The organism is Streptomyces sp. Ag109_O5-10 (genome assembly GCF_900105755.1).
Taxonomy (GTDB): domain Bacteria; phylum Actinomycetota; class Actinomycetes; order Streptomycetales; family Streptomycetaceae; genus Streptomyces.
The window spans coordinates 6527044-6553028 of the sequence record NZ_FNTQ01000001.1 but is presented as its reverse complement, the minus strand read 5'-3'; the positions used below and the strand labels follow the sequence as shown (position 1 = coordinate 6553028).

24 protein-coding genes and 1 pseudogene are annotated in these 25985 nt (G+C 71.0%); 18 read left to right on the top strand and 7 right to left on the bottom strand.

What is annotated here, in order from left to right:
• Window positions 1–34 precede the first annotated feature (34 nt).
• A complete protein-coding gene (locus tag BLW82_RS29865) occupies window positions 35–688 on the bottom strand; it encodes a pirin family protein (RefSeq protein WP_093508358.1) in 654 nt (217 codons plus the stop codon).
• Window positions 689–760: 72 nt separating this feature from the next.
• Between BLW82_RS29865 and fasR the strand changes: the two genes are divergently transcribed.
• The 5 genes from fasR to fabF all read left to right on the top strand — a co-directional run bounded on the left by fasR (window position 761) and on the right by fabF (window position 5711).
• Entirely contained in the window at window positions 761–1966 is a 1206-nt protein-coding gene (gene fasR, locus BLW82_RS29860; protein ID WP_093503487.1) for a fatty acid biosynthesis transcriptional regulator FasR, read from the top strand.
• 89 nt (window positions 1967–2055) lie between these two features.
• On the top strand, window positions 2056–2976 hold the full coding sequence (locus BLW82_RS29855) for an ACP S-malonyltransferase (protein WP_093503485.1): 921 nt from the start codon (window positions 2056–2058) through the stop codon (window positions 2974–2976).
• A 17-nt stretch (window positions 2977–2993) separates the two neighbouring features.
• A complete protein-coding gene (locus tag BLW82_RS29850; protein WP_093503483.1) occupies window positions 2994–4025 on the top strand; it encodes a ketoacyl-ACP synthase III in 1032 nt (343 codons plus the stop codon).
• 89 nt (window positions 4026–4114) lie between these two features.
• Window positions 4115–4363 carry an acyl carrier protein gene (locus tag BLW82_RS29845; protein WP_046425089.1) on the top strand — a complete coding sequence of 83 codons (249 nt, stop codon included), beginning with the start codon at window positions 4115–4117 and terminating at the stop codon, window positions 4361–4363.
• Between the two features lie 85 nt (window positions 4364–4448).
• On the top strand, window positions 4449–5711 hold the full coding sequence (gene fabF / locus BLW82_RS29840) for a beta-ketoacyl-ACP synthase II (protein ID WP_093503481.1): 1263 nt from the start codon (window positions 4449–4451) through the stop codon (window positions 5709–5711).
• Between the two features lie 234 nt (window positions 5712–5945).
• On the opposite strand, the gene BLW82_RS29835 is transcribed toward fabF, so the two are convergent.
• The gene (locus BLW82_RS29835) at window positions 5946–6440 is read right to left on the bottom strand and encodes a DUF3145 domain-containing protein (RefSeq protein WP_093503479.1); all 495 of its coding nucleotides are present in this window, start codon (window positions 6438–6440) and stop codon (window positions 5946–5948) included.
• Between the two features lie 255 nt (window positions 6441–6695).
• On the opposite strand from BLW82_RS29835, the gene BLW82_RS29830 reads away from it, so the two are divergent.
• The 3 genes from BLW82_RS29830 (at window position 6696) to BLW82_RS29820 (ending at window position 10092) form a co-directional block, all read left to right on the top strand.
• On the top strand, window positions 6696–7595 hold the full coding sequence (locus BLW82_RS29830; protein ID WP_093503477.1) for an SGNH/GDSL hydrolase family protein: 900 nt from the start codon (window positions 6696–6698) through the stop codon (window positions 7593–7595).
• Between the two features lie 22 nt (window positions 7596–7617).
• Window positions 7618–8592, top strand: coding sequence for an aldose epimerase family protein (locus BLW82_RS29825; protein WP_093503475.1), 975 nt, complete (start codon window positions 7618–7620; stop codon window positions 8590–8592).
• A gap of 264 nt (window positions 8593–8856) precedes the next feature.
• Window positions 8857–10092 carry a pyroglutamyl-peptidase I gene (locus tag BLW82_RS29820; protein WP_093503473.1) on the top strand — a complete coding sequence of 412 codons (1236 nt, stop codon included), beginning with the start codon at window positions 8857–8859 and terminating at the stop codon, window positions 10090–10092.
• Here BLW82_RS29820 and BLW82_RS29815 read toward each other — a convergent pair.
• A complete protein-coding gene (locus BLW82_RS29815; protein ID WP_093503471.1) occupies window positions 10082–10870 on the bottom strand; it encodes an EI24 domain-containing protein in 789 nt (262 codons plus the stop codon). The two genes, BLW82_RS29820 and BLW82_RS29815, sit on opposite strands and share 11 nt — an antisense overlap.
• Window positions 10871–11290: 420 nt before the next feature.
• Window positions 11291–12145 (bottom strand): serine/threonine-protein kinase, encoded by an 855-nt coding sequence (locus BLW82_RS29810; RefSeq protein ID WP_093503469.1) that lies wholly within the window; start codon window positions 12143–12145, stop codon window positions 11291–11293.
• Window positions 12146–12324: 179 nt separating this feature from the next.
• Here BLW82_RS29810 and BLW82_RS29805 point away from each other — a divergent pair, with 179 nt between their 5' ends.
• Complete coding sequence (locus tag BLW82_RS29805) at window positions 12325–13488, top strand: serine hydrolase domain-containing protein (protein WP_093503467.1); 1164 nt, start codon at window positions 12325–12327, stop codon at window positions 13486–13488.
• Between the two features lie 132 nt (window positions 13489–13620).
• Here BLW82_RS29805 and BLW82_RS29800 read toward each other — a convergent pair whose 3' ends face one another.
• Together BLW82_RS29800 and BLW82_RS29795 are read right to left on the bottom strand one after the other, a co-directional pair.
• Entirely contained in the window at window positions 13621–14040 is a 420-nt protein-coding gene (locus BLW82_RS29800) for an organic hydroperoxide resistance protein (RefSeq protein WP_093503465.1), read from the bottom strand.
• Window positions 14041–14135: 95 nt separating this feature from the next.
• The gene (locus BLW82_RS29795; protein WP_093503463.1) at window positions 14136–15134 is read right to left on the bottom strand and encodes an NADP-dependent oxidoreductase; all 999 of its coding nucleotides are present in this window, start codon (window positions 15132–15134) and stop codon (window positions 14136–14138) included.
• A gap of 91 nt (window positions 15135–15225) precedes the next feature.
• Here BLW82_RS29795 and BLW82_RS29790 point away from each other — a divergent pair, with 91 nt between their 5' ends.
• Both BLW82_RS29790 and BLW82_RS29785 read left to right on the top strand, forming a co-directional pair.
• Complete coding sequence (locus BLW82_RS29790) at window positions 15226–15675, top strand: MarR family winged helix-turn-helix transcriptional regulator (RefSeq protein WP_093503461.1); 450 nt, start codon at window positions 15226–15228, stop codon at window positions 15673–15675.
• A gap of 110 nt (window positions 15676–15785) precedes the next feature.
• A pseudogene (locus BLW82_RS29785) lies at window positions 15786–16022 on the top strand (LysR family transcriptional regulator); the annotation flags it as partial.
• Between the two features lie 249 nt (window positions 16023–16271).
• Here BLW82_RS29785 and BLW82_RS29780 read toward each other — a convergent pair.
• On the bottom strand, window positions 16272–17114 hold the full coding sequence (locus BLW82_RS29780; RefSeq protein ID WP_093503459.1) for an SCO2400 family protein: 843 nt from the start codon (window positions 17112–17114) through the stop codon (window positions 16272–16274).
• A gap of 201 nt (window positions 17115–17315) precedes the next feature.
• Between BLW82_RS29780 and BLW82_RS29775 the strand changes: the two genes are divergently transcribed.
• The 7 genes from BLW82_RS29775 to BLW82_RS29745 all read left to right on the top strand — a co-directional run bounded on the left by BLW82_RS29775 (window position 17316) and on the right by BLW82_RS29745 (window position 25899).
• On the top strand, window positions 17316–18473 hold the full coding sequence (locus BLW82_RS29775) for a mandelate racemase/muconate lactonizing enzyme family protein (RefSeq protein ID WP_093503457.1): 1158 nt from the start codon (window positions 17316–17318) through the stop codon (window positions 18471–18473).
• Window positions 18470–19477 carry a zinc-dependent alcohol dehydrogenase gene (locus BLW82_RS29770; RefSeq protein WP_093503455.1) on the top strand — a complete coding sequence of 336 codons (1008 nt, stop codon included), beginning with the start codon at window positions 18470–18472 and terminating at the stop codon, window positions 19475–19477. The genes BLW82_RS29775 and BLW82_RS29770 overlap by 4 nt, the downstream gene beginning before the upstream one ends.
• Window positions 19478–19591: 114 nt before the next feature.
• Window positions 19592–20569, top strand: a complete 978-nt coding sequence (locus BLW82_RS29765) for a hypothetical protein (protein WP_093503453.1) — start codon at window positions 19592–19594, stop codon at window positions 20567–20569.
• A gap of 164 nt (window positions 20570–20733) precedes the next feature.
• Window positions 20734–21843 (top strand): multiple monosaccharide ABC transporter substrate-binding protein, encoded by a 1110-nt coding sequence (gene chvE, locus BLW82_RS29760; RefSeq protein WP_093503451.1) that lies wholly within the window; start codon window positions 20734–20736, stop codon window positions 21841–21843.
• A gap of 44 nt (window positions 21844–21887) precedes the next feature.
• Window positions 21888–23450: a multiple monosaccharide ABC transporter ATP-binding protein gene (gene mmsA / locus BLW82_RS29755; protein WP_093503449.1), complete on the top strand. Its 1563-nt coding sequence runs from the start codon at window positions 21888–21890 to the stop codon at window positions 23448–23450.
• On the top strand, window positions 23447–24691 hold the full coding sequence (gene mmsB / locus BLW82_RS29750; RefSeq protein WP_093503447.1) for a multiple monosaccharide ABC transporter permease: 1245 nt from the start codon (window positions 23447–23449) through the stop codon (window positions 24689–24691). Before mmsA ends, mmsB begins: the two co-directional genes overlap by 4 nt.
• 53 nt (window positions 24692–24744) lie before the next feature.
• A complete protein-coding gene (locus BLW82_RS29745; RefSeq protein WP_093503445.1) occupies window positions 24745–25899 on the top strand; it encodes an aldose epimerase family protein in 1155 nt (384 codons plus the stop codon).
• The last annotated feature ends 86 nt before the right edge of the window (window positions 25900–25985 follow it).

The following is a 25985-nucleotide window of genomic DNA, read 5'->3' as shown; positions in this document are numbered from 1 at the left end:
AGCCCCCACCGGTGCAGCCGGACAACGACCGTCGCTACCCCGCCATCTCCCACAGCAACAGCTCCGCGTCCGAGATCCCCGACGCCTCCAAGTCCTTCGCGTCGGTGATCCGTACGGAATCTCCGGGCCCCAACTCCTCGTCCTCCACCCGCACATCCCCCCGCACCACGTGCACGTACACATACGCCCCGTCCGGCACCGCCGTCCGCTCCCCCGCCCCCAGCCGGCGGACGTGCAGTATCGCGCCGGCCTCCGGGACCGCGTACGGGGTGGAGTCGGCGATGCCGCGGACGATGTCGTAGGAGGGGTCGCCGCCCGGGCGCACCGGGGCCAGCCACATCTGGACGAAGGTCAGCGGGCCGGGGCCGTCGTTGCGTTCCACGTGGCGGACGCCGCCCGCGGCGCTGAGGCGCTGGACGTCCCCGTGGCGGACCACCGTCTCGTGGCCGGCCGAGTCGCGGTGCGTGAGCTCGCCCTCGGCCACCCACGTCACGATCTCGGTGTGGCTGTGCGGATGCTCGTCGAAGCCTGCGCCCGGCGCCAGCCGCTCCTCGTTGCAGGCGATGACCGCCCCGAAGCGAAGGTTGCCGGGGTCGTAGTGCGGGCCGAAGGAGAAGGCGTGCGACGACTCGATGCCGGTCGCCGGGTCGCCTCCCGGATAGCGCTGCGCCGCGCGCCGTACGTCCATCACGGCACCACGGTAGACCGCAGTCGGCACCCGGCGGCGCAGGCTCCCGTCCGGATAAGGCAGTCTTGTCCCGTGCCCGAACCCGTAACAAGCAAGTCCGACCCCTCGGCTCATCCGGCCCACCCGCACTCCGCGACCCTGAAGCGGCTGGAGAAGTCGTCCGGCAGCCTCGCCGCCCAGGCCATCGCGCGGATGGACGAGACCCTGCCGTGGTACCGGGCCATGCCCCCGGAGAACCGCTCCTGGATCGGGCTCGTCGCCCAGGCGGGCATCGCGGCCTTCACCGAGTGGTTCCGGCACCCGGACGCCCCGCAGGCGATCTCGACGGACGTGTTCGGGACCGCGCCGCGGGAGCTGACCCGGGCGATCACCTTGCGGCAGACCGTGGAGATGGTGCGGACCACCATCGAGGTCATGGAGAGCGCGATCGACGAGGTCGCGGCGCCGGGCGACGAGAGCGTCCTGCGCGAGGCGCTGCTCGTGTACGCCCGTGAGATCGCCTTCGCCACCGCCCAGGTGTACGCCCAGGCCGCCGAGGCACGCGGTGCCTGGGACGCCCGCCTGGAGTCGCTGGTGGTCAACGCCGTGCTGAGCGGGGAGGCCGACGAGGGGGCGGTGAGCAGGGCCGCCGCGCTGGGGTGGAACTCGCCCGACCACGTGTGCGTCGTGCTCGGGACCGCGCCGGACGGAGACAGCGAGCTGACCGTCGAGGCGATCCGGCGGGCCTCCCGGCACGCCAAGCTCCAGGTGCTGACCGGGGTGCTCGGGGACCGCCTCGTCGTCATCGCGGGCGGCAACGACAATCCGCTGGCCGTGGCCAAGTCGCTGATCGGGCCGTACGCCGCCGGACCGGTCGTCGCCGGGCCGGTGGTGCCCGACCTGCTGGCGGCCACCCGCTCCGCGCAGGCCGCGGCCGCCGGGCTCAAGGCCTGTTCCGCCTGGCAGGACGCGCCGCGCCCGGTGCTGGCGGACGATCTGCTCCCGGAGCGCGCCATCGCGGGCGATCCGAGCGCGCGCGAGCAGTTGGTGGAGGAGATCTACAGACCGCTGGAAGAAGCCGGTTCGGCTCTGCTGGAAACGCTGAGCGTATATCTGGAACAGGCGAGCAGCCTGGAGGGTGCCGCCCGGATGCTCTTCGTCCACCCGAACACCGTGCGCTACCGGCTCCGACGTGTGACTGACGTCACCGGATGGTCGCCGTCCGATGTACGATCCGCCTTCACACTGCGGATCGCGCTGATCCTGGGGCGTCTGGTCGATGGAGATCCCCAGTCATAGGATTTTGTCGGGGGCCCACAAAACCCCCTCGTGTTCTTCGTCCCTGTCCCCACGGGCGGCCGTGGCCGTCCCCAAGAGAGAGTGTGAGAGTGCTCGTACTCGTCGCTCCCGGCCAGGGCGCCCAGACCCCTGGCTTCCTGACCCCCTGGCTCGACCTTCCCGGTGTCGAGGACCGTCTGCGTGCCTGGTCGGACGCCATCGGTCTCGACCTGGTGCACTACGGCACGCACGCCGACGCGGACGAGATCCGGGACACCGCGATCGCCCAGCCGCTGCTCGTCGCCGCCGGACTCGTCTCCGGCACGGCACTCGGTGACATCGCCGACATCGCGCCGGGTGCGGTCGCCGGGCACAGCGTCGGAGAGATCACCGCCGCCGCCTTCGCGGGCGTCCTGGACGAGACCGCCGCGCTGGCCCTCGTGCGCAAGCGCGGCCTGGCGATGGCCGAGGCCGCCGCGATCACCGAGACCGGCATGTCGGCGCTGCTCGGCGGCGACCCCGAGGTCTCCGTGGCGCACCTGGCGAAGCTCGGCCTGACCCCGGCGAACATCAACGGCGCGGGTCAGATCGTCGCGGCCGGCACCCTGGAGCAGCTCGCCGCACTGAACGAGGACAAGCCCGAGGGCGTCCGCAAGGTCGTCGCCCTCAAGGTCGCCGGCGCCTTCCACACGCACCACATGGGCCCCGCCGTCGAGAAGCTGGCCGAGGCGGCCAGGGAACTCGCCCCGATGGACCCGAAGTTCACCTACGTCTCCAACAAGGACGGCCGGGCCGTCGCGTCCGGCGCCGAGATCGTGGAGCGGCTCGTCGGCCAGGTCGCCAACCCGGTCCGCTGGGACCTGTGCATGGAGACCTTCAAGGAGCTCGGCGTCACCGCCCTCCTGGAGGTGTGCCCCGGCGGCACCCTGACCGGCCTGGCCAAGCGGGCCCTGCCCGGCGTGAAGACGCTCGCCCTGAAGACCCCCGACGACCTCGACGCGGCCCGCGAGCTCATCGCCGAGCACAGCTGAATCAGGAGCCCATTGCGATGTCGAAGATCAAGCCCAGCAAGGGTGCTCCGTACGCGCGCATCCTCGGTGTCGGCGGCTACCGCCCGACCCGCGTGGTGCCCAACGAGGTGATCCTGGAGACGATCGACTCCTCCGACGAGTGGATCCGGTCGCGCTCCGGCATCGAGACCCGCCACTGGGCGGGCCCCGAGGAGACGGTCGCCGCGATGTCCATCGAGGCGTCCGGCAAGGCGATCGCGGACGCGGGCATCTCCGCCGAGCAGATCGGCGCCGTGGTCGTCTCCACCGTCTCGCACTTCAGCCAGACCCCGGCCGTCGCGACCGAGATCGCCGACAAGCTGGGCACGAACAAGGCCGCCGCCTTCGACATCTCCGCCGGCTGCGCGGGCTTCGGCTACGGCCTCACGCTCGCCAAGGGCATGGTGGTGGAGGGTTCCGCCGAGTACGTGCTCGTCATCGGCGTGGAGCGGCTCAGCGACCTCACCGACCTGGAGGACCGGGCCACCGCCTTCCTGTTCGGCGACGGCGCGGGCGCGGTCGTGGTCGGCCCCTCGCAGGAGCCGGCGATCGGCCCGACGGTGTGGGGCTCCGAGGGCGACAAGTCGGAGACCATCAAGCAGACCGTCCCCTGGGACCGTTTCCACTTCGGGGACAGGTCCGGGCTGCCGGTCGACAGCCAGGGCAACGTCAAGTTCCCGGCGATCACGCAGGAGGGCCAGGCGGTGTTCCGCTGGGCCGTGTTCGAGATGGCGAAGGTCGCTCAGCAGGCGCTGGACGCGGCCGGGATCAGCGCGGACGACCTGGACGTCTTCATCCCGCACCAGGCCAATGTGCGGATCATCGACTCGATGGTGAAGACTCTCAAGCTGCCGGAGCACGTCACGGTCGCCCGTGACATCCGCACCACCGGCAACACCTCGGCCGCCTCGATCCCGCTCGCGATGGAGCGGCTTCTGGCGACCGGTGAGGCGAAGAGCGGCGACACCGCACTCGTCATCGGGTTCGGGGCGGGTCTCGTCTACGCCGCCACTGTCGTTACCCTCCCCTAGGCACTCCGTGCCGGATCATGCATCCGGAACGGGTCGCCGTCCGCAGTACCGCAGCAACCGTCTGGAACATCTAAGAAGGAGCGCCTGACATGGCCGCCACTCAGGAAGAGATCGTCGAAGGTCTCGCCGAGATCGTGAACGAGATCGCCGGCATCCCGGTTGAGGACGTCCAGCTGGACAAGTCCTTCACCGACGACCTGGACGTCGACTCGCTGTCCATGGTCGAGGTCGTCGTCGCCGCCGAGGAGCGCTTCGACGTCAAGATCCCGGACGAGGACGTCAAGAACCTCAAGACCGTCGGCGACGCGACCGACTACATCCTCAAGCACCAGGCCTGAGGCAGTTAACTAGCCTCCGGCTGCAATGCCCCGCCACCCGGCGGTGGCGCCGTCGAATCCCGTATCCGTTGGAGAAAGAATTCCCGTGAGCCCGACCAATCGCACCGTGGTCGTCACCGGTATCGGCGCAACCACACCGCTGGGTGGCGACGCAGCTTCGTTCTGGGAGGCCCTGGTCGCCGGCAAGTCCGGCGTCAGCCTCCTGGAGCAGGACTGGGCGGCCGAGCTGCCCGTCCGTATCGCGGCGCAGATCGCCGTCGAACCGGGCGAGATCATCCCCCGCCCGCAGGCCCGCAAGCTGGACCGGTCCGCGCAGTTCGCGCTGATCGCCGCCAAGGAGGCCTGGAAGGACGCCGGTTTCACCGCCAAGGCCGGTGAGGACGCGTCCGCCAACCCCGACCGGGTCGGCGCCGTCATCGCCTCCGGCATCGGCGGCGTGACGACCCTGCTCGACCAGTACGACGTGCTCAAGGAGAAGGGCGTACGCCGTGTCTCCCCGCACACCGTGCCGATGCTGATGCCCAACTCGCCGGCCGCCAACGTCGGTATCGAGCTGGGTGCGCGGGCCGGTGTGCACACGCCCGTGTCGGCCTGCGCCTCCGGCGCCGAGGCCATCGGGTACGCCATCGAGATGATCCGCACCGGGCGTGCGGACATCGTCGTGGCCGGCGGCACGGAGGCGGCGATCCACCCGCTGCCGATCGCCGCGTTCGGCAACATGATGGCGATGTCCAAGAACAACGACGACCCCGAGGGTGCGTCGCGTCCCTACGACTCCGGCCGTGACGGCTTCGTCCTCGGCGAGGGCGCGGGCGTGATCGTCCTGGAGTCCGAGGAGCACGCGAGGGCGCGCGGGGCGCGGATCTACGCGGAGGCGGTCGGCCAGGGCATCTCGGCCGACGCGCACCACATCACGCAGCCGGAGCCGTCGGGCAACGGGATCGCGCACGCGCTGCAGAACCTGCTCGACAACACGGACCTGAAGCCGGCCGAGATCGTGCACGTCAACGCGCACGCGACGTCGACGCCGCAGGGTGACGTGGCCGAGATCAAGGCGCTGCGGAAGGTGTTCGGCGACGACGTCGACCACATGGCGATCTCCGCGACCAAGTCGATGACCGGTCACCTGCTGGGCGGTGCCGGCGGGATCGAGACCGTCGCGTCGATCCTGGCGCTGGTGAACCGGACGGCTCCGCCGACCATCAACCTCGACGACCTCGACCCCGAGGTCAACGCGGACGTGGTGCGGGGCGAGGCACGGCAGCTGCCCGAGGGCCGGATCGCCGCGCTGAACGACTCGTTCGGCTTCGGCGGCCACAACGTCGTCCTGGCGTTCAGGACCGTGTGAGAGACGCTGCGCTGAGGCTTGTGGCCCGGACTCCTCGTTGGAGTTCGGGCCACTTCGCGTTTCGTTGTCGTCTGACGGCCCGGTGGGGGTTGATCGCGCAGTTCCCCGCGCCCCTGGAAAACAGGGGCGCTGCCGAACGCCCCTTGAGGGGCGCGGGGAACTGCGCGACAAGCCACGACGGCGCCGCGGTCGCCAGACGCCACGGCGCGGCACCTCCGGCGAAAGCCGACGCGCTCAGACCACCTGGTGGAGCCACCGCACCGGCGCGCCCTCGCCCGCGTAGCGGAAGGGCTCCAGTTCGTCGTCCCAGGGCTTGCCGAGGAGTTTGGCGATCTCGGCCTCCAGGGCCGTCTCGCCGCGCTGTGAGCGGGTCAGGGCGGCCCTCAGACGGTCCTCCGGGATGAGGATGTCGCCGTGGATTCCGGTGACCGCGTGGAAGATGCCGAGGTCGGGGGTGCAGCTGTAGCGCTCGCCCTCGGCCTTCGCGCAGGGCTCGGCGGTGACCTCGAAGCGGAGCAGGTGCCAGCCGCGCAGCGCGGACGCCAGTTTGGAGGCCGTGCCGACCTCGCCCTGCCAGGAGAACTCGGAGCGCCAGGTGCCGGGTGCGGCCGGCTGGCGGATCCAGTCGAGGTTGACGCGCGTGCCGAGCACCCCGGCGACGGCCCACTCGACATGCGGGCACAGCGCGCGGGGCGCGGAGTGCACGTACAGAACTCCACGTGTCGTCACCGGAACCTCCGGGCTGAGCGGGACATCTTGCTGGCTGGCCGACGGCAGTGACGCGACCGCCGCGTTGATGGCGAGGCTACCGTGCGGTGGCGCAAGGAGTGTGACGTACCGTCGGTCCCACAGCCAGGAAACCCCCGCCATTCACCCAGGGGGACGCTTGTACGGGGGTGGTCCGTTGCAGGGCGCGGGGCGGGAACTCCCGTGCGTTGTTATGGACGGGACGATCGGGCAGCGGACGGAGAGGACCGAAGGGGTATGCGCAAGCAGCGACGCCGGCGTTCGCGTGCCCTGGCAGGCGCCGTCGCCCTCACCGCCGCGCTGGGGGTGGCGGGGTGCGGCGTGCTGGGCGGTTCCTCCGCCTCGACCAAGGGCGAGAAGACGCGGGCCTCCCGGGCCGTACAGCTGTGGGACCGCAGCCCGGCCTCGATCGCGGCCGTCGGCGACTCCATCACCCGCGGCTTCGATGCCTGCACGGTCCTCTCGGACTGCCCCGAGGTGTCCTGGGCGACCGGCACCAGCGAGCACGTGGACAGCCTCGCGGTGCGCCTGCTGGGGCGGGCGCAGGCGGCCGACCACAGCTGGAACTACGCGGAGACCGGCGCCCGGATGGCCGACCTGCCGGGGCAGATGGCCGACGCGGCGGCCCGCAGGCCCCAGTTGGTGACGGTGATGGTGGGGGCGAACGACGCCTGCCGTACGTCGGTGCGCGCGATGACCTCGGTGGCCGACTTCCGCGGCGAGTTCGAGGACGCGCTGGCCACCCTGCGCAAGGCGCTGCCGAAGACGCAGGTGTACGTCGCGAGCGTGCCGAACCTGAAGCGGCTGTGGTCCGAGGGGCGGACCAACCCGCTGGGCAAGCAGGTGTGGAAGCTGGGCATCTGTCCGTCCATGCTCTCCGACGCGGACAACCTGACCAGCGCGGCGACCGTGCGCCGGGACAAGGTGCAGCAGCGGGTCGAGGACTACAACAAGGTGCTGCGGGAGGTCTGCGCCAAGGACCGGCGGTGCCGGTTCGACGGCGGGGCGGTGTACGCGTACCGGTTCGGCACCGATCAGCTCAGTCACTGGGACTGGTTCCATCCGAGCACCGACGGCCAGTCGAAGCTGGCCGCGATCGCCTACCGGGCCATCACCGCCAAGGATCCGGTGGACTAGACCCTTGGCTTAGGGTTTCCCCATGAGCGAACTTTTCGGCACACTTTCCGACGGCACCGAGGTGCACCGCTGGACACTGGAACGCGCGGGGACCCGGGTGCGGGTGCTGTCGTACGGCGGGATCGTGCAGTCGGCCGAGGTGCCGGACCGGGACGGGCGGACCGCGGACGTGGTGCTGGGGTTCGCCGGCCTGGACGGCTACCTGGAGAACCCGGGGCCCTACTTCGGCGCCCTGGTCGGCCGGTACGCCAACCGGATCGCGCACGCCCGCTTCCCGCTGGACGGCGTGACCTACGCCCTGGAGCCGAACAACGCGCCCAACTCCCTGCACGGCGGCGCCCGCGGTTTCGACAAGCGGGTGTGGGAGGCGACGGCCGTCGAGCACGGGGTGCGGCTGACCCGGGTGAGCCCGCACGGGGAGGAGGGGTTCCCGGGGCAACTGGCGGTCGCCGTGACGTACACGCTGGACGAGTCGGGGGCGCTGCACATCTCCTACGAGGCGGTCACCGACGCGCCGACCGTCGTGAACCTCACCAACCACAGCTACTTCAACCTGGCCGGCTCCGGGCACGCGGGCGGCCACGAGCTGCGGATCGCGGCCTCGCGCTACACCCCCGTGGACGGGGACCTGATCCCGACCGGAGACCCGGCGGACGTCTCCGGCACCCGGTTCGACTTCCGTGCGGCCCGCGAGGTCGGCTCCGGCTACGACCACAACCTCGTCCTCGACAAGGGGGTGACGGAGACTCCGGTGGAGATCGCCGAGCTGTACGACCCGGCGTCCGGCCGCACCCTCACCGTGGCCACCACGGAGCCGGGCATCCAGCTCTACACCGCCGAGCACCTGACCGGGCCCTTCGCCCCCGGCGACGGTGTCGCCCTGGAGACCCAGCACTTCCCGGACTCCCCCAACCGCCCCGACTTCCCGAGCACCCGGCTGGACCCGGGCCGGACCTACCGCTCGGCGACCGTGTACGGCTTCGGCGTCCGGGACTGACGCTCCGCAGAGCACGCAAGCCCCGGTCCAGGGGTCAGGTCCCGGACCGGGGCTGCTCAAGGGGGACTGGTCCCGGCTCCGACCTTAGCCGCGGCTGTGAGAAGTCGGCCGGTCATCGGGCGCGTCGCAGCGATCTCGTACGAACCCTTCACAAACGCCCACGGGCTCGTCGGGGGGTTCATGGTGTAGACCACACCGCGACCCACACGCGATACTGCGCCCGATCGGCACCACGCACCCCACTGCGACGGAAGGCCAACCCCCTTGACTTCCCCACGTGTTCGGATCGGCGTCCTCGGCGTCGTGCTGCTGGCCGGAGCGCTCGTCCCCACCGCCGCGCACGCCGCCACCGCCCCCTCCCCCACCGTCGAGGAACAGCGGCTCGACCAGCCGGTGCCGCAGGAGATACTCCGGCGGTCCGGGTTCGACACCGTGGCCCCCGGGTTCGCCCGTGCGCTGGAGGACGCCCACAACTACGCGCAGGCGCGGCAGGCCGTGGCACGGCAGGGGGCGGCGCTGTGGCGGCGGGCCGTGGACCGGGCGCAGGGGCGCGGGCCCGCCGGGGGTGACCTGAGCCGGGACGACGACCGGCCGCTGTACTGGGCGCGGCTCGGGATGACGCGCCAGGTGCGCACCTGGGCGCCGGGGTTCGCGATGGGCGAGCGGCGGCGGGCCGCGCTGCTGGACCTGCTGGAGCGGACCTCGCGCGGGCAGACGGACATCCGCTACCCGGGCAAGGGCCTCCGGCGGATCCTCGTCACCGGGTTCGACCCGTTCACGCTGGACCGGGACATCCGGATCTCCAACCCGTCCGGGGCGAGCGCGCTGGCCCTCGACGGGACCGTGATCGAGACCGACGAGGGGCCCGCGCGGGTGGAGACGGCGGTGTTCCCGGTGCGGTGGGACGACTTCGCGGCCGGGACCGTGGAGCGGACACTGCGGCCGTACCTGCCCAAGGTGGACCTGTTCACGACCGTGAGCCAGGGGCGGGTCGGGCGGTTCGACGTGGAGCGGACGAACGGCGCCTGGCGGGGCGGCTTCCCGGACAACGAGAACGTGAGCCGGACCGGGACCGTCCCGGTCGCCGACCCGGCCGCGCAGCCGCAGTGGACGACCACCACCCTCCCGTACGCGGCGATCACGGCGGCGGACACGGGCCGGTTTCCGGTGTACGACCACACCGAGGTGACCGAGATACCCGCGGGCGGGACCGACCCCGTCGTACGGGCGGACGGGCCGACCGCCGGGTCCACCGCGCGGGCCGGGGGCGGTGGGGACTACCTGTCCAACGAGATCGCCTACCGGGCCACGCTGCTGCGCGACCGCCTCGGGCTGCACGGCAGGCTGCCCGGCGGGCATGTGCACACGCCGGTGCTGCAGTTCGGCGCCGGGAACACGACGCAGGTGACCGACCCGGAGTTCGTGCGGAACCGGGTGGACATCATCGACCAGGTACGGGCGATCGTGACCGTGGCGGCGGACGCGTCGTTCAGGGACTGACGGGTTCGCCGGTCCGCTCGTCCTCCTCGGCCGTCTCCTCGCCCAGCAGGTCGCGGGCGAGGAGGGTGGCACCGGCGACCGCGCCCGGCATCAGGAACACCGCGACGAACGGGACCAGGAACGCGAGGCCCAGCGGGGTGCCGAAGCCCCACACCAGGGTCTTGCGGGACCGCAGCAGGGCGAGCCGGGCGCGCAGGTCGACGCCCCGGCGCTGGAGGGCGACGGCGGTGAGTTCCTCGGTGAGGAAGAAGCCGGTCACGAAGAAGCCGACGACCGGTACGACGGTCTGCCCGACGAAGGGCAGGAAGCCGAGGGCGAAGAGCAGGACGCCCCACAGGCCGGCCCGGACCAGGATCCGCAGGCTGTCCCGGGCGGAGATCCACAGCTCGCGCCAGAACGGCAGCCCGGACCCGGGCGCGGTGCCGTCGGGCGAGACGTCCGCGTCGACCTTCTCGGAGAGGTTCTCGTAGAACGGCTGGCCGACCAGCAGCGTGACGGCGGTGAAGGTGAGGACGGCGCCGAGCAGGCCGAGGGCGAACAGGACGGCGGTGAGGAAGCCGCGGAAGAGCCCGAGCCAGGGGCTGGACCAGTCGTCGGCGAACGGGGTGGCCCAGGCGACGAAGTCCGCTCCCCATATCGCGAGGGCGACCAGGGCCGCCGCGTAGAGAACCAGGGTGATCAGACCGGGCAGCAGACCGAACCCGAACTGCCGTCCGTGCCGCCCGACCCACCGCTGGCCCTTGAGGAGATAACCGAACCCCGCCCCGAGATCACGCATGGCCAAAACTTTACCGTCCCCCGAACTGCCCCCCGCGGGGGCAGCGCCCCGAAGGGGGCAGCGCCCCGAAGGGGGCAGCGCCCCGAAGGGGGCAGCGCCCCGAAGGGGGCAGCGCCCCGAAGGGGGCAGCGCCCCGAAGGGGGCAGCGCCCCGAAGGGGGCAGCGCCCCGAAGGGGGCAGCGCCCCGAAGGGGGCAGCGCCCCGAAGGGGGCAGCGCCCCGAAGGGGGCAGCGCCCCGAAGGGGGCAGCGCCCCGAAGGGGGCAGCGCCCCGAAGGGGGCAGCGCCCCGAAGGGGCGCGGGGAACTGCGCGAGCGGCCACGACGGCGCCGCAGACGGCAAGCGGCGGACGGCAGACGGCAGACGGCAGACGGCAGACGGCAGACGGCAGACGGCACATCGCGGCCAACCCGGCGGAGCGCTTACGCGGGGGTCACCGCCACCACCACCCCCCGGTCCGCCGCCGGGCTGACCGCCGCCGACACGCGTACGGCCGTCGCCCGAGCCACCCGGCCCGCGCCGGCCGCGGAGGCCAGCAGGACGGGCTGGAGGTGTTCGAGCCCGGTCACGGCGAGTTCCTCGGCGGCGATCAGGGCCGGCCCCGCCGCCCTGACCGTCTTCGCCGCCGCCTCGGTCAGGTCGGCCAGCGGCGGCAGCGCGGCCCGGACCACGCCCGCGCCCGCCGCGGTCGCGCGCTCGGCGAGGGCCGTCTGGAGGGGCAGCAGCGGGGCCACGGCCGAGGTGAGGGCGTCGGCGATGCGGTGGAGTTCGGGCGCGGAGTCCCGCAGGGTCTCCGCCGCGGTGCGCAGCAGCGGGGTGAGGGCCAGCAGGACGCCGGCCGCCCCGCCCGCGGCCGCCGGCAGCAGCGGGGACAGCGCCTCGGTCAGTTCGCGGAGCGCCGCCGCGAACTCCTGCACCGCCGGCTCCACCGCGTCCAGCAGCGGCAGCAGGCTGTCCCTGAGGGCCGTCAGGAGCGGCTCCGCGACCGGGTGGACGGCCAGCGGGGCGCCGCTGGTGCCGAGCCGCGTGAGGGTCTCCACGACGCGGTAGAAGGCCTCCTGCGCCCCCGGTGCGGCACTGGCCTCGGCCAGCTCCGCGGTCGTCCGGCGCAGGACCCGCAGGAGTTCGGGGGCCGATCCCTCGCGCGGGTCCAGGGTGCTGATCGCGATCCTCGTGAGGTTCTGGGCGGTGTCCAGGAGCTGGCCGGTGATGTCGGTGGTGCTGCGGGCCATGCGCAGCACGTCCGCCCTGCCGGGAAGTGAGGGAATCGTCGCCATGGGCCGGGGCCCTCCCGCCGCTGTGGGGTCTGTCCATGGTGTGTCCGCCCTCAGCATGCCCCGGTTGAGTCGAACAGGTACATCTCGCCGTACCGATCGCAGGAAGGGGTAGGTCGCCCAGGCGGGTAGGGCGTTGTTCACAGTGGGAGCTGCCCCGGCGGCTCGGTTGAGGAGAACGGATGACGCAGGAGATCACCGTCCAGGGCACGGTCGCGGAGGGCTTCGAGACGGTGCGCGAGGAGTTCGCCGCCTTCGTCGCCGACGGACCGGCCGACTACGAGGGTCAGTTGTGCGCGTACGTCCGCGGCCGGCGGGTCGTCGACCTGTGGGCGGGCGAGGGGGCCTGCGGGGATTCCCTGTACGGCGTGTTCTCGTCCACCAAGGGGGCGGCGCACCTGGTCGTGGCGATGCTGGTGCAGGACGGAACGCTGGAGCTGGACCGTAAAGTCACCTACTACTGGCCGGAGTTCGGCGCGGAGGGCAAGGGCACGCTGACCCTGCGGGACCTGCTGGCGCACCGGGCGGGCCTGGTGGGCACCGACACCGGGTTCCACCCGCAGGAGCTGGCCGACGACCGTGCGATGGCCGAACGCCTGGCCGACCAGCGGCCGTTCTGGCGCCCTGGCACGGCCTTCGGCTACCACGCCCTGGTCATCGGAGCCCTCACCGGCGAGGTGGTACGGCGCGCGACCGGCCGTACCCTCCAGGACGTGTACGAGGAGCGGGTCCGGGCGCCGTACGGCCTCGGGTTCTTCCTGGGCCTGCCGGCCGCGCACGAGCCGCGCTTCCGCACGACCCTGCCGATGCGGCCCACGCCCGAGCAGCGGGCCCTGCTCGACTCCGCCCCGTCCGGCCCGCACACCCTCGCGGGGATCGCCTTCAACGAGCACGCCGCCGAGCCCACGGACCTGACGGCCCTCCCCAACGACCGGCTGGTCCGCGCCAAGGGCCCTGCCTCCTTCGGCGGGGTGGCGTCCGCGCGCGGCCTGGCCGGGATGTACGCGGCGCTGCTCAGCGGGACCGACGGCAAGGCCGCGCTGCTGAAGGAGGACACGGTCGCGGAGTTCGGCCAGTTCCACTCGGTCGGCTACGACCTGGTGACCCGGACCCACAGGTCGTACGGCCTGGGCTTCCAGGCGACGGCGGACACCTGGCACCCGTTCCTCGGCGCGGGCACCATCGGCCACAGCGGGGCGGCGGGCTCCCAGGCCTTCGCGGACCCGAGAAGCGGGGTCGCCTACGGCTACACGAGGCGACGGTTCGCGTTCCCGGGCGGAGCGGCCCCGGAGAACGACCGGCTGGCGAGGGCCGTGCACAAGGCGGCCCTGAACGCGCCCCTTTAGGAGCCGCGGGGATCTGCGCGAGCAACCACAACGCACAACGCACGCACCCGGCACCGAGTCCGCACCCGGCACGACGAGAGACCGCACCCCACGTCCAAGGGTGCGGCCTCCGCACCACACCAACGACGACCGTCAGACCAGTGTCACGCTGATGTTCCCGCGCGTCGCCTTCGAGTACGGGCAGACCCCGTGCGCCCTCTCGACGAGCTCACGGGCAACCCCCTCCTCGACGCCAGGAATCTCCGCCGAGATCTCGACGATGATCCCGAACCCCTCCTCGTTCTTTCCGAGCCCCACCTTCGCGGTCACCCGGGACCCGGACACGTCGGCCCCGGCCTGCCGGGCGACGACCGCCAGCGCGCCCTGGAAGCACGCGCTGTACCCGGCGGCGAACAGCTGCTCCGGGTTGGTCCCGGCCCCGCTGCCGCCCATCTCCTTCGGCGGGTTGACGACGACGTCGAGCCGGCCGTCGTCGGTGGCGACCCGGCCGTCGCGGCCGTTCTCGGCGGTGGCGACGGCGGTGTAGAGGACGTCGGACTGCTGAATGGGCATGCGGTTTCTTCTCTCCTCGGTCCGCCGCGACTCGCGCCCACGATCGACGACGGTTTCGGAAAGAAATTACCGCATGCCGGAAACCGCAGACAGACCTACAGCTTGACGATCATCTTTCCGGTGTTGTCGCCGCGCAGGACGCCGAGGAACGCCTCCAGGTTGTTCTCGATGCCCTCGACGACCGTCTCGCGGTACTTCAGCTGTCCGGAGGCCACCCACGGACCGACCTCGGCGACGAACTGCGGCTGCAGGTCGTAGTGGTCGCCGACCAGGAAGCCCTCGATCCGGCCGCGGGTCTGGATGAGGCGGGCGAGGTTCTTCGGGCCGGGGGCGGGCTCGGTGTTGTTGTAGACGGAGATCATGCCGCAGACCGCGATCCGGCCGTCGCGGTTGAGCAGGCCGATGGCCGCCTCCAGGTGGTCGCCGCCGACGTTGTCGAAGTAGACGTCCACCCCGTCGGGCGCGGCGGCGCGCAGCTGATCGGCGACCGGGCCGTTCTTGTAGTTGAAGGCCGCGTCGAAGCCGTACTCCTCGACCAGCAGCTTGACCTTCTCGTCGGAGCCGGCCGAGCCGATCACCCGCGAGGCGCCCTTGAGCTTGGCGATCTGGCCGACCTGGCTGCCGACCGCGCCGGCCGCGCCGGAGACGAAGACCGAGTCGCCCTCCTTGAAGGAGGCGGTGCGCAGCAGGCCCGCGTAGGCGGTGAGGCCGGTCATGCCGAGGACGCCGAGGTACGTCGAGAGCGGGGCCGCCGCGGCGTCGACCTTGACGGCGTTCTTGGCGTCCATGACCGCGTACTCGCGCCAGCCGAAGAAGTGCAGGACGTGGTCGCCGGCCGCGATGCCCTCGGCGTTCGACTCGACGACCTCGCCGACCGCGCCGCCCTGCATGACCTTGCCCAGCTCGAAGGGGGCCGCGTAGGACTTGGCGGCACTCATTCGGCCGCGCATGTACGGGTCGACGGAGAGGTACTTGTTCCGCACGAGCACCTGCCCCTCGCCCGGCGTGGGGACCTCCGCCTCGACCAGGGCGAAGTCCTCCGGCTTCGGCCAGCCGACGGGACGGCTCAGCAGGTGCCACTCGCGGTTGATCATGACATGCGCCTTTCCTAAATTACTTCAGTACCTGAAACAACCATGCTCCTGAATATTTCATGATGTCAAGTAACGCGGTACCCTGGAGCGCATGTCGTCCACACGGTCCACCCCCGCGCAGACCCGCCGCCCCGACGCCCTGACCCTGGAGGTCGTGGAGCTCATCGGGGACGTGGTGGCCCGTTTCTACGCGGATTACGAGGAGGCGGCGGGCGAGCACGCGCTCACCGGGGCGCAGGCACGCCTGCTCAGCCTGCTGTCGCTGGAGCCGCTGCCGATGCGGAGGCTGGCGCAGAAGCTGAAGTGCGAGCCGTCGAACGTCACCGGGATCGTGGACCGGCTCGAGGCGCGCGGGCTCGTGGAGCGGCGGCCCGACCCGGCCGACCGCCGGGTGAAGCTGGCCGCGGCGACGGACGAGGGGCGCCGGGTCGCCCGAGACCTGCGCGAGGGGCTGCGCTTCGCGCGGGAGCCGCTGGCGGGGCTTTCGGACGAGGAGCGGCTGTCGTTGCGGGACCTGCTGCGGAGGATGCTCGACGCGTGACGCTCCGCTGGAGGCGCCGCGACAGGCCGTCGGCCGGCTGCGGCGCCGTCGTGGCTGGTCGCGCGGTTCCCCCGCGCCCCTTCGGGGGCGTTGCGGCCTGGAGTCGCCGGATGCGGATGGATCTCAACCTCCTGACCGTACTCGACGCGTTGCTGGAGGAGGGGAGTGTCACGGGGCCGCGGACCGGCTGCGGCTCTCCGCGCCCGCGGTCAGCCGGAGTCTGGGGGCGGATCAGGCGGCTGACCGGCGATCAGATCCTGGTGCGAACCGGCCGGACGATGACGGCCACGCCGTACGCGCCGGCGGTGCGGGCGGACCCGCACCGGCCGGTGCAGGAGGCGCAGGGGCGGGCCGGCGCACGCTGACCGTGGCGCAGGCGCCGAGGAGGTTCTTCCCCGCGAAGGTGGGGAGGGCAACGGTGGCGGCGATGCTCGACGAGGCCGAGAGCGGAAGTCATCCGGGGCGGACGGTGATTCCGGTGGACCGAGTCGGCTGTTTGCCGGGTTTGCTTCGGCGGATGCGTCGGGTGCGGGCCGGCGGAGGCCGGTCGCGCGGTTCCCCGCGCCCCTGACGGGGCGCTTGAGCGGGCCTCCCGGTCAGGTGCACCACCACAAGAACCTGTTACAGGTCTGGCTCGGGGACGGGTTCGGGGACGGATGCGAGGTCGTCGGGTCTGCCGTCGGGGTCGATGCCGCGGTGGTCGTGGGGCTCGTCGCCGGGGACGTGACCGTGCCTGGACCCGTCGACGCCGACTGGGCGCCCGTGTCCTTCGGGGAGGCCGAAGGGGAGCCGGACGCCTTGTCCTTCGAGGAGGACGGGGACGGGGAGGCGGAGGGGTCGGCCGAGGCGGAACTCGTCGAGCCGGCCGCACCGGAGGTGTCGCCCAGGGGCTGGGCGGTCGCAGTCGGGGACGACGTCGACGTACCGCCGTCGGTGGTGTCGCCGCCCGCCGCGGCCGGGCCGGGGCCGGCGAACGGTATGGCGTCCGTGCCGAGTTCGGCGAGGCTCAGGCCGCCGGCCGCCAGCACGCACGCCACGGCCACCAGCAGGACCCTGCGGCGCCTGCGGCGATGGGCCGCGGCCTTGCGGTCGCGACGACTCCCGTCGGGGGCGGACTGCCACTCCTCGGGATCCTCGGCGAGGCCCTCGGCGGCCTGCACCTGGCTCCGGCCGCCGCGCCCGCGTGCCGCCCGCCGCCGCTCGGCCCGGCCGCCCGACGGCGGTCCTTCGGCCTCGGCGTCCGCGTCGTGCGCCGGACCGGGCTCGTCGTCCCCGGCGTCGGGGAACTCCGGCTCGGTGTACGGGGTTTCACCGGGTGTGACCGGTTCAGAGGTGGCCGCTTGCGGCGCTGACGTGCGTAGCGTCTCGGCGGCGGTGCCGCACCCCGGGCAGGCGAGAGCGCCGTTGAGGTGCCGTCGGCACGGGTGGCAGTAGTCCATGACGCGGGAAGACTAAGTTCCCCGCGGGTCACATAACCAGCCACCCCTGTGAAGGTTCTGTGGGGGACCGAAAAACCTGTGGCAAGCCGTGCCGAAACCGTTACCTGTTCGACCCATTGACACCCCCGCCGCCCCGTCCTTACTGTCACGCCAGCATTTCGAACGTGTGACGAAATCTCGAACAGCTGAGGGGCAACTGCCGTGCGCATCACCGGAATCAGCACACACGTGGTCGGGACGCCGTGGCGCAACCTGACGTACGTCCAGGTGCACACCGACGAAGGGATCACCGGAGTCGGCGAGACCCGGATGCTCGGTCACACCGACGCGCTGATCGGCTACCTGCGAGAGGCCGAGGCCAACCACATTCTCGGTTCGGACCCGTTCGCGCTGGAAGACCTGGTACGCCGGATGAAGTACGGCGACTACGGCCGGGCGGGCGAGATCGTCATGTCCGGTATCGCGGTCGTCGAGATGGCGTGCTGGGACATCAAGGGCAAGGCGCTGGGCGTCCCCGTGTGGCAGCTGCTCGGCGGGAAGGTGACCGACAGGGTCAAGGCGTACGCCAACGGCTGGTACACGACCGAACGGACGCCGGAGGCCTACCACAAGGCCGCCCAGGGGGTCATGGAGCGCGGGTACAGGGCGCTGAAGATCGACCCGTTCGGCACCGGGCACTACGAGCTGGACCACGAGCAGACCCTGTACGCCGTGTCGCTCATCGAGGCCGTACGCGACGCCATCGGACCGGACGCCGAGCTGATGCTGGAGATGCACGGCCGGTTCTCCCCCTCCACCGCGGTACGCCTGGTGCGCGAGCTCGCGCCCTACAAGCCGGCCTGGCTGGAGGAACCCGTGCCGCCGGAGAACCTGAAGGCGCTGGAGAAGGTCGCCGCCAAGGTGGACATCCCGGTCGCCACCGGGGAGCGCATCCACGACCGCATCGAGTTCCGCGAGCTCTTCGAGAGCCAGGCCGTGGACATCATCCAGCCGGACGTCGGCCACATCGGTGGAATCTGGGAGACCCGGAAGCTCGCCGCCACCGCCGAGACGCACTACGTGCTGGTCGCCCCGCACAACGTCGGCGGCTCGGTGCTCACCGCCGCCTCCCTCCAGGTCGGGTTCACCTCCCCGAACTTCAAGATCCTGGAGCACTTCAACGACTTCGCCGACGCCGAGATCAAGAAGGTCGTCAGGGGGGCACCGGAGGTCGTGGACGGCTACTTCCAGCTGTCCGACGCGCCGGGGCTCGGCGTCGAGTTCGACGCCGACGCGGCCGCCGAGTTCCCGCAGCAGCAGGCCCGGTTCGACCTGTGGGCCGAGGGCTGGGAGCAGCGCAAGCCGAAGGGCACGAAGTGAGCGCGTCGCAGGTCGTCGTCGAGGCGCCGGGCGCCCACCGGGTCGAGGAGCACACGCCCCGCGAGCCGGGTCCCGGCGAGGCGCTGGTCGCCGTCCACGCGGTCGGGATTTGCGGAAGCGACCGCGAGGTGTACCAGGGGAACCGGCCCGAGGGGTACGTCCGGTACCCGTTGACGCCGGGTCACGAGTGGTCGGGAACGGTACGGGCGGTCGGTGCCGGGGTCCCCGCCTCGCTGGTCGGGCGCAAGGTGGTCGGCGAGGGGTTCCGGAACTGCCAGGTGTGCGACCGCTGTCACGCCGGGGAGACCACCCTGTGCACCGACGGCTACGAGGAGACCGGCTTCACCCAGCCGGGCGCCATGGCCGCCACCCTCACCCTCCCGGCCCGCCTGCTGCACGCCCTCCCGGACGACGCCGACCTCACCGCCGCCGCCCTCCTGGAGCCGGCCGCCTGCATCGCGGCCGCCGCGCTGAAGGGCAACGCCCGGCCGGGCGAGCGGGTCGCGGTGGTCGGCACCGGCACGCTCGGGATGTTCGCCGTGCAGTTCCTGCGCGCGACCTCACCGGGCGAACTGCTGGTCGTGGGGACCAGGAACGACCGGGAGGCGCTCTCCCGGTCGTTCGGGGCCACCGACTTCCGTACCAGGGACCAGGAACTGCCCGACGACTTCGACGTCGTCATCGAGACCGCCGGGTCCGCGTCCGCCGCGCGCACCGCCGCCTCCCTGCTCAGGCGCGGCGGACGCCTGGTCCTGACCGGCATCCCGGCCGCCGGTGCCGAGGGCCTGGACCCTACCGACCTCGTGGTACGGCAACTGGAGGTGCACACCGTCTTCGGGGCGCCGCCGGACGCCTGGTCGCACACGGTCCGGGTCTTCGCGGCCGGTCTCCTCGACCCGTTGCCGCTGGTCACGCACGAGCTGCCGCTGACCGAGTTCCCGCACGCCATCGAGCTGGTGGGGGCCGGTGATCCGAAGGTGGGCAAGGTGCTGCTCCGCCCCTAGGCGTACGCCGGTCGCGGCGCGCTCCGGCCTCGCCGTGGCTGGCGTACCACCACAGCCTTTTTTCTGCCCCGAGCCGCGAACCTCGTCCGAAATACCGAACACGAAGGACAGCTTGTGACGACCGACGCATCCGTTACGGCGGCCCGCCGACCCGGTGAGCAGGCGCTCGCCGCCCTCGGCCTGGGCGCGCCCGCCCTCGACCCCGCCGACGCCTCCGCCCACAGCTTCCCGGGCGGCGGACAGTGGCGCACCGAGATCCCCTCCTGCGAGGGTCCCGAGGCGCTGGCCGTCGTCCTCAAGGAGTCCTCGCGGCTGGACGTCCCGATCCACCGGATCAGCCAGGGCAGCGGCGTGTGGATGCTCACCGACGCCGAGATCACCGAGATGGTCGACGCGACGAACGAACGGGACATCGAGCTCTGCCTGTTCACCGGCCCGCGCGGCACCTGGGACATCGGCGGCTCGGTGCGGTCCGACTCGCGGGGGGCCGGACTGCGCGCCCGCGGCCACGACGCCGTCGCCGGCTGTGTCGAGGACGCGGTCCGGGCGACCGAGCTGGGCGTCAAGTGCCTGCTCGTCGCCGACGAGGGCGTGCTGTGGACGCTGCACCGGGCCCGGCAGGCGGGGATCATCCCGGCCGACACGACCCTGAAGGTCTCGGCGCTGGTCGGGCCCGTCAACCCGGCCTCGTACTCCGTCTTCGAGCACCTCGGCGCCGACTCGATCAACGTGCCGAGCGACCTGACGCTCGATCACCTCACCGAGATCCGGCGGGTGTCGGGCGCGCCCATGGACATGTACATCGAGGCCCCCGACGACCTCGGCGGCTACATCCGGATGTACGAGGTCGCCGAGCTGATCCGGCGCGGGGCGCCGATCTACCTGAAGTTCGGGCTGTCCAGGGCACCCGGGATCTATCCGTGGGGCACGCATCTGCGGGACGTGACCCTGGACACCGCGCGGGAGCGGGTGCGCAGGGGGCGGCTCGCCCTGGACCTGCTGGCCCGGCACGGGGCGGACGGGGGGATGGCGCCGCTGGGGTCGCGGCTGCCGGGGGTTCTGAACCGGTTCCCGGTCGAGGGTTCTGCCTGATGAACGTCGGGGACCGCGGGCCGGCCGCGACCGCGGGTCGTCTGTGGCTGGTCGCGCAGTTCCTCCCCCAGCCTTCGGCCGGGGGGACCCCCAGCGCCCTTTACGGGGCGCTTCAAGACCTTGCTTGACACATCTCAACGACGAGAAGAACAGGAACCGATCTCATGCGCACTCGTAGAAGCGCCCTCACCCTCATAGCCGGGGCCGCCTCGCTCGCTCTGACGCTGTCCGCCTGTGGGCAGAGCAGTGAGGGCGGCAGCAAGGAGGGCAGCGGCAGTGCCAAGGGCGGCACGATCGGCATCGCGATGCCGACCAAGTCCTCCGAGCGTTGGATCGCGGACGGCAAGAACGTCGTCAAGGACCTGCAGTCCAAGGGCTACAAGACCAAGCTGGTCTACGGCGAGGACGACCCGGACACCCAGGTCTCCCAGATCGAGAACCTGATCACGCAGGGCGTCAAGGGCCTGATCATCGCGGCCATCGACAACAAGTCCCTGAACAACGTGCTCCAGGAGGCCGCGGACGCCAACATCCCGGTCATCGCCTACGACCGGCTGATCCTCGGCACGAAGAACGTCGACTACTACGCGTCCTTCGACAACGAGAAGGTCGGTGTCGAGCAGGGCAGCTACATCGTGCACAAGCTGGGCCTGGACAGCGGCAAGAAGGGCCCGTTCAACATCGAGCTGTTCGCCGGCTCCAACGACGACAACAACACCAAGTACTTCTTCAACGGCGCGATGAGCGTGCTCCAGCCGTACATCGACAAGAAGCAGCTGGTGGTCAAGTCCGGCCAGACCGCGCTGAACAAGGTCACCACCCTGCGCTGGGACGGTGCGACCGCGCAGTCCCGGATGGAGGACATCCTCACCTCCTCCTACAAGTCCGCCAAGGTCGACGCGGTGCTCTCGCCGTACGACGGCATCTCGATCGGCATCATCGCCGCGCTGAAGTCGGACGGCTACGGCTCCGGCAGCCAGCCGCTGCCGGTGATCACCGGGCAGGACGCCGAGCTGGCCTCGGTGAAGTCGATCATCGCGGGCGAGCAGACGCAGACCGTCTACAAGGACACCCGGCAGCTCGCCAAGGTCGCCGCGAGCATGGTCGACGACGTCCTGAACAAGAAGACCCCGCAGGTCAACGACACCAAGACGTACAACAACGGCACCAAGGTCGTGCCCGCCTACCTGCTGCAGCCGGTCAGCGTCGACAAGTCCAACTACGAGGATGTCCTCGTCAAGGGCGGCTACTACACCGACGCCGAGCTCAAGTGACCTCCGTCCCCCACTAGTTGTCCTACTGATTGGAAGGCACGACCATGGCGGGACCCGTCCTGGAAATGCGCTCGATCGTCAAGACCTTTCCCGGCGTCAAGGCGCTGTCGGACGTCACGCTGACCGTCCGCCAGGGCGAGGTCCACGCCATCTGCGGGGAGAACGGCGCCGGCAAGTCGACCCTGATGAAGGTCCTCTCCGGCGTCCACCCGCACGGCAGTTACGAGGGCGACATCCTCTTCGAGGGTGAGCTCTGCAGGTTCGGTGACATCCGGGCGAGCGAGCAGCGCGGCATCGTCATCATCCACCAGGAGCTGGCGCTGTCGCCGTACCTCTCGCTGGCGGAGAACATCTTCCTCGGCAACGAACACGCCAAGGGCGGGTTCATCGACTGGCGGGAGACGCTGCGACACGCCACCGAGCTGCTGCGCCGGGTCGGTCTCGACGACCACCCGGAGACCCGCGTCACCGACATCGGCGTGGGCAAGCAGCAGCTGGTGGAGATCGCGAAGGCGCTGTCCAAGAAGGTGAAGCTGCTCATCCTCGACGAGCCGACCGCGGCCCTGAACGACGAGGACAGCGGCAAACTCCTCGACCTGATCCTGGAGCTGAAGAACCAGGGCATCACCTCGATCATCATCTCGCACAAGCTCAACGAGATCCGCAAGGTCGCCGACTCGGTGACGATCATCCGGGACGGTCACTCCATCGAGACCCTCGACGTGAAGTCGAAGGAGACGACCGAGGAGCGGATCATCGCGGGCATGGTCGGCCGCGACCTGGACCACCGCTTCCCCGAGCGGACCGCGTACGAGGGCGAGACGGACGCGGCGCCGGCCCTGGAGATCCGCAACTGGACCGTGCGGCACCCGATCGACCAGGAGCGCAAGGTCGTCGACGACGTGTCGATCCACGTCCGGCGGGGCGAGATCGTCGGCATCGCGGGCCTGATGGGCGCCGGCCGCACCGAACTCGCGATGAACGTCTTCGGGCGGACCTACGGCCGCTACGACGGCGGCACGGTCCTCAAGGACGGCACGGAGATCCGTACCAGGTCGGTCGCCGAGGCGGTCCGGCACGGCATCGCGTACGTCACCGAGGACCGCAAGCACTACGGCCTCAACCTCATCGACACCATCAACCGCAACATCTCGCTGACCGCGCTGAACAAGGTCGCCCGGCGCGGGATCGTGGACGAGCACGAGGAGCGGCAGGTCTCCGAGGGCTACCGCACGTCCATGAACATCAAGGCGCCGACGGTCTTCGAGCCGGTGGGCAAGCTGTCGGGCGGCAACCAGCAGAAGGTCGTCCTCAGCAAGTGGATCTTCGCGGGTCCGGACGTGCTGATCCTCGACGAGCCGACCCGCGGCATCGACGTCGGCGCCAAGTACGAGATCTACACGGTCATCGACCAACTCGCGGCCCAGGGCAAGGCGGTCGTCTTCATCTCCTCCGAGCTGCCCGAACTGCTCGGCATGTGCGACCGCATCTACACCATGGCCGCCGGCCGCCTGACCGGTGAGGTGCCGCGCGCCGAGGCCACGCAGGAAGTGCTGATGCGCCATATGACGAAAGACAAGGCGAAGGACAAAGAGGTAACGCGATGAGCACGGATGTCACCGCCAAGAGCCCGGCCCCCGCGCCGCCGGGCGGGAGCGGGTCGGCCGCCGACGGGAACCTGCTCCGGATGGTCCTGGACGGGCTGCGCCGCAACATGCGCCAGTACGGCATGCTGATCGCGCTCGGCCTGATCGTCGCCCTGTTCGCGGTGTGGACGGACGGCGACCTGCTGCTGCCGCGCAACGTCTCCAACCTGGTCCTGCAGAACAGCTACATCCTGATCCTGGCCATCGGCATGATGATGGTGATCATCGCCGGGCACATCGACCTGTCGGTGGGCTCGCTGACCGCGTTCGTGGGCGCCTTCGCGGCCGTCCTGACGGTCAACCACGGCGTGGCCTGGCCGCTCGCGTTGATCCTGTGCCTGGTGATGGGGGCGGTGGCCGGCTCGCTGCAGGGGTTCCTGATCGCCTACCTCGGCATACCGTCGTTCATCGTCACCCTCGCCGGGATGCTGCTCTTCCGCGGTCTCACCGAGATCCTGCTCCAGGGCCAGACCATCGGCCCGTTCCCGAACGGGCTGCAGAACCTGGGCAACGGCTTCCTCCCCGAGGTCGGCCCGAACACCAACTACCACAACATCACGCTGCTGCTGGGCGTCGTGCTGATCGCCGCCGTGGTCTGGCAGGAGTTCCGGGACCGGCGCCGCCAGCAGGAGTTCGCCCTGGAGGTGCCGCCCACCCGGCTGTTCCTGCTGAAGCTGACCGCGCTGGTCGCCGCGATCCTCGTCCTCACCATGCTGCTCGCCAGCTACAAGGGCGCCCCGATCATCCTGATCGTCCTGGGCGCGCTCGTCGTCGGCTACGGGTACGTGATGCGCAACGCGGTCTTCGGCCGGCACATCTACGCGATCGGCGGCAACCTGCCGGCGGCCAAGCTGTCCGGCGTGAAGGACAAGAAGGTCTCCTTCTACGTCTTCCTGAACATGGGCGTGCTCGCGGCCCTGGCCGGCCTTGTGGTGGCGGCCCGGCTGAACGCGGCCTCGCCGAAGGCGGGCGACGGCTTCGAACTGGAGGCGATCGCCTCCTCGTTCATCGGCGGCGCCTCCATGAGCGGCGGTGTCGGCACCATCCTCGGTGCCATCATCGGCGGTCTCGTCCTCGGCGTGCTGAACAACGGCATGAACCTCCTCAGCGTCGGCACCGACTGGCAACAGGTCATCAAGGGCCTCGCCCTCCTCGCGGCGGTCGGCTTCGACGTGTGGAACAAGCGCAAGTCCGGTTCGTAGTCAGCGCGGGCCCCTCCGAAAGGCGGGGCCCCTCCTATTTGCAGGAGCCGCACATGGAACTGAACAGACGCACGGTCATCGCAGGAGCCGCGGCGGCGGGCATCGCCGCCACCACCCTCGGTGCCGGTACCGCCGAGGCCGCCTCGCGTGGCAGGAAGCCGGTGCGGGAGCTCTTCGGCACACTCGCCGACGGGACCAAGGTCCACCGCTGGTCCCTGGAGAACGGCGGCACCCGCCTGAAGGTCCTCTCCTACGGCGGCATCATCCAGTCCCTGGAGATCCCGGACCGGCACGGCAGGTACGCCAACGTGTCGCTCGGGTACGACAACCTGGCCGCCTACGTCGCCGGCACCACCTTCTTCGGCGCGACCATCGGCCGGTACGGGAACCGGATCGCCAAGGGCCAGTTCACCCTCGACGGGAAGTCCTACCAGCTCTCCGTCAACGACGGCGTCAACAGCCTGCACGGTGGTGCCAAGGGCTTCAACACGAAGGTCTGGGACATCGAGGGCTTCACCTCGGGCTCCGACGTCGGCCTGCACCTGCACTACACGAGCGTCGACGGCGAGATGGGCTACCCGGGCACCTTGAAGACCAAGGTGACCTTCACCCTCGACCGGCACGGCGACTGGATCATCGACTACGAGGCCACCACCGACAAGGCCACCGTGGTCAACCTCACCAACCACACCTACTGGAACCTCGCCGGTGAGGGCAACGGCACGATCGAGGACCACGAGCTGACGATCGCCGCCGGCCGCTACACGCCCACCGACTCGGGCCTGATCCCGACGGGCGAGCTGGCCACCGTCTCCGGTACGCCCTTCGACTTCCGCAAGGGCAAGCCGGTCGGCCGGGACATCCGCGCGGGTCACCCCCAGCAGGTGCAGGCCAAGGGCTTCGACCACAACTGGGTCCTGGACAAGGGGGTCACGGCGAAGCCGGAGCACATCGCCACCCTGCGCGACCCGCGCTCCGGCCGCACCCTGAAGATCGCCACGGACCAGCCCGGCCTGCAGTTCTACTCGGGCAACTTCCTCGACGGCACCCTCACCGGCACCTCCGGCCGCACCTACCGGCAGGGCGACGGGCTGTGCCTGGAGACCCAGCACTTCCCGGACTCGCCGAACCACGCGAGCTTCCCGTCGACGGTGCTGCGGCCGGGGCAGGTGTACAGGACGCGGACGGTTCACTCGTTCGGGGCGTGAGGTGAGACAGCGTGGGCGCGGCCGGTAAGGGGCTGGTCGCGCCCACGCGCGTTCGGTTCCAAGAAGAAACGTAAACCCACACTTTT

Coding starts and splice junctions, on each gene's coding strand:
- BLW82_RS29865 (WP_093508358.1), bottom strand. CDS start 688: ATGGACGTACGGCGCGCGGCGCAGCGCTATCCGGGAGGCGACCCGGCG.
- BLW82_RS29850 (WP_093503483.1), top strand. CDS start 2,994: ATGTCGAAGATCAAGCCCAGCAAGGGTGCTCCGTACGCGCGCATCCTC.
- BLW82_RS29845 (WP_046425089.1), top strand. CDS start 4,115: ATGGCCGCCACTCAGGAAGAGATCGTCGAAGGTCTCGCCGAGATCGTG.
- BLW82_RS29830 (WP_093503477.1), top strand. CDS start 6,696: ATGCGCAAGCAGCGACGCCGGCGTTCGCGTGCCCTGGCAGGCGCCGTC.
- BLW82_RS29825 (WP_093503475.1), top strand. CDS start 7,618: ATGAGCGAACTTTTCGGCACACTTTCCGACGGCACCGAGGTGCACCGC.
- BLW82_RS29815 (WP_093503471.1), bottom strand. CDS start 10,870: ATGCGTGATCTCGGGGCGGGGTTCGGTTATCTCCTCAAGGGCCAGCGG.
- BLW82_RS29810 (WP_093503469.1), bottom strand. CDS start 12,145: ATGGCGACGATTCCCTCACTTCCCGGCAGGGCGGACGTGCTGCGCATG.
- BLW82_RS29805 (WP_093503467.1), top strand. CDS start 12,325: ATGACGCAGGAGATCACCGTCCAGGGCACGGTCGCGGAGGGCTTCGAG.
- BLW82_RS29800 (WP_093503465.1), bottom strand. CDS start 14,040: ATGCCCATTCAGCAGTCCGACGTCCTCTACACCGCCGTCGCCACCGCC.
- BLW82_RS29795 (WP_093503463.1), bottom strand. CDS start 15,134: ATGATCAACCGCGAGTGGCACCTGCTGAGCCGTCCCGTCGGCTGGCCG.
- BLW82_RS29790 (WP_093503461.1), top strand. CDS start 15,226: ATGTCGTCCACACGGTCCACCCCCGCGCAGACCCGCCGCCCCGACGCC.
- BLW82_RS29780 (WP_093503459.1), bottom strand. CDS start 17,114: ATGGACTACTGCCACCCGTGCCGACGGCACCTCAACGGCGCTCTCGCC.
- chvE (WP_093503451.1), top strand. CDS start 20,734: ATGCGCACTCGTAGAAGCGCCCTCACCCTCATAGCCGGGGCCGCCTCG.
- mmsA (WP_093503449.1), top strand. CDS start 21,888: ATGGCGGGACCCGTCCTGGAAATGCGCTCGATCGTCAAGACCTTTCCC.
- mmsB (WP_093503447.1), top strand. CDS start 23,447: ATGAGCACGGATGTCACCGCCAAGAGCCCGGCCCCCGCGCCGCCGGGC.
- BLW82_RS29745 (WP_093503445.1), top strand. CDS start 24,745: ATGGAACTGAACAGACGCACGGTCATCGCAGGAGCCGCGGCGGCGGGC.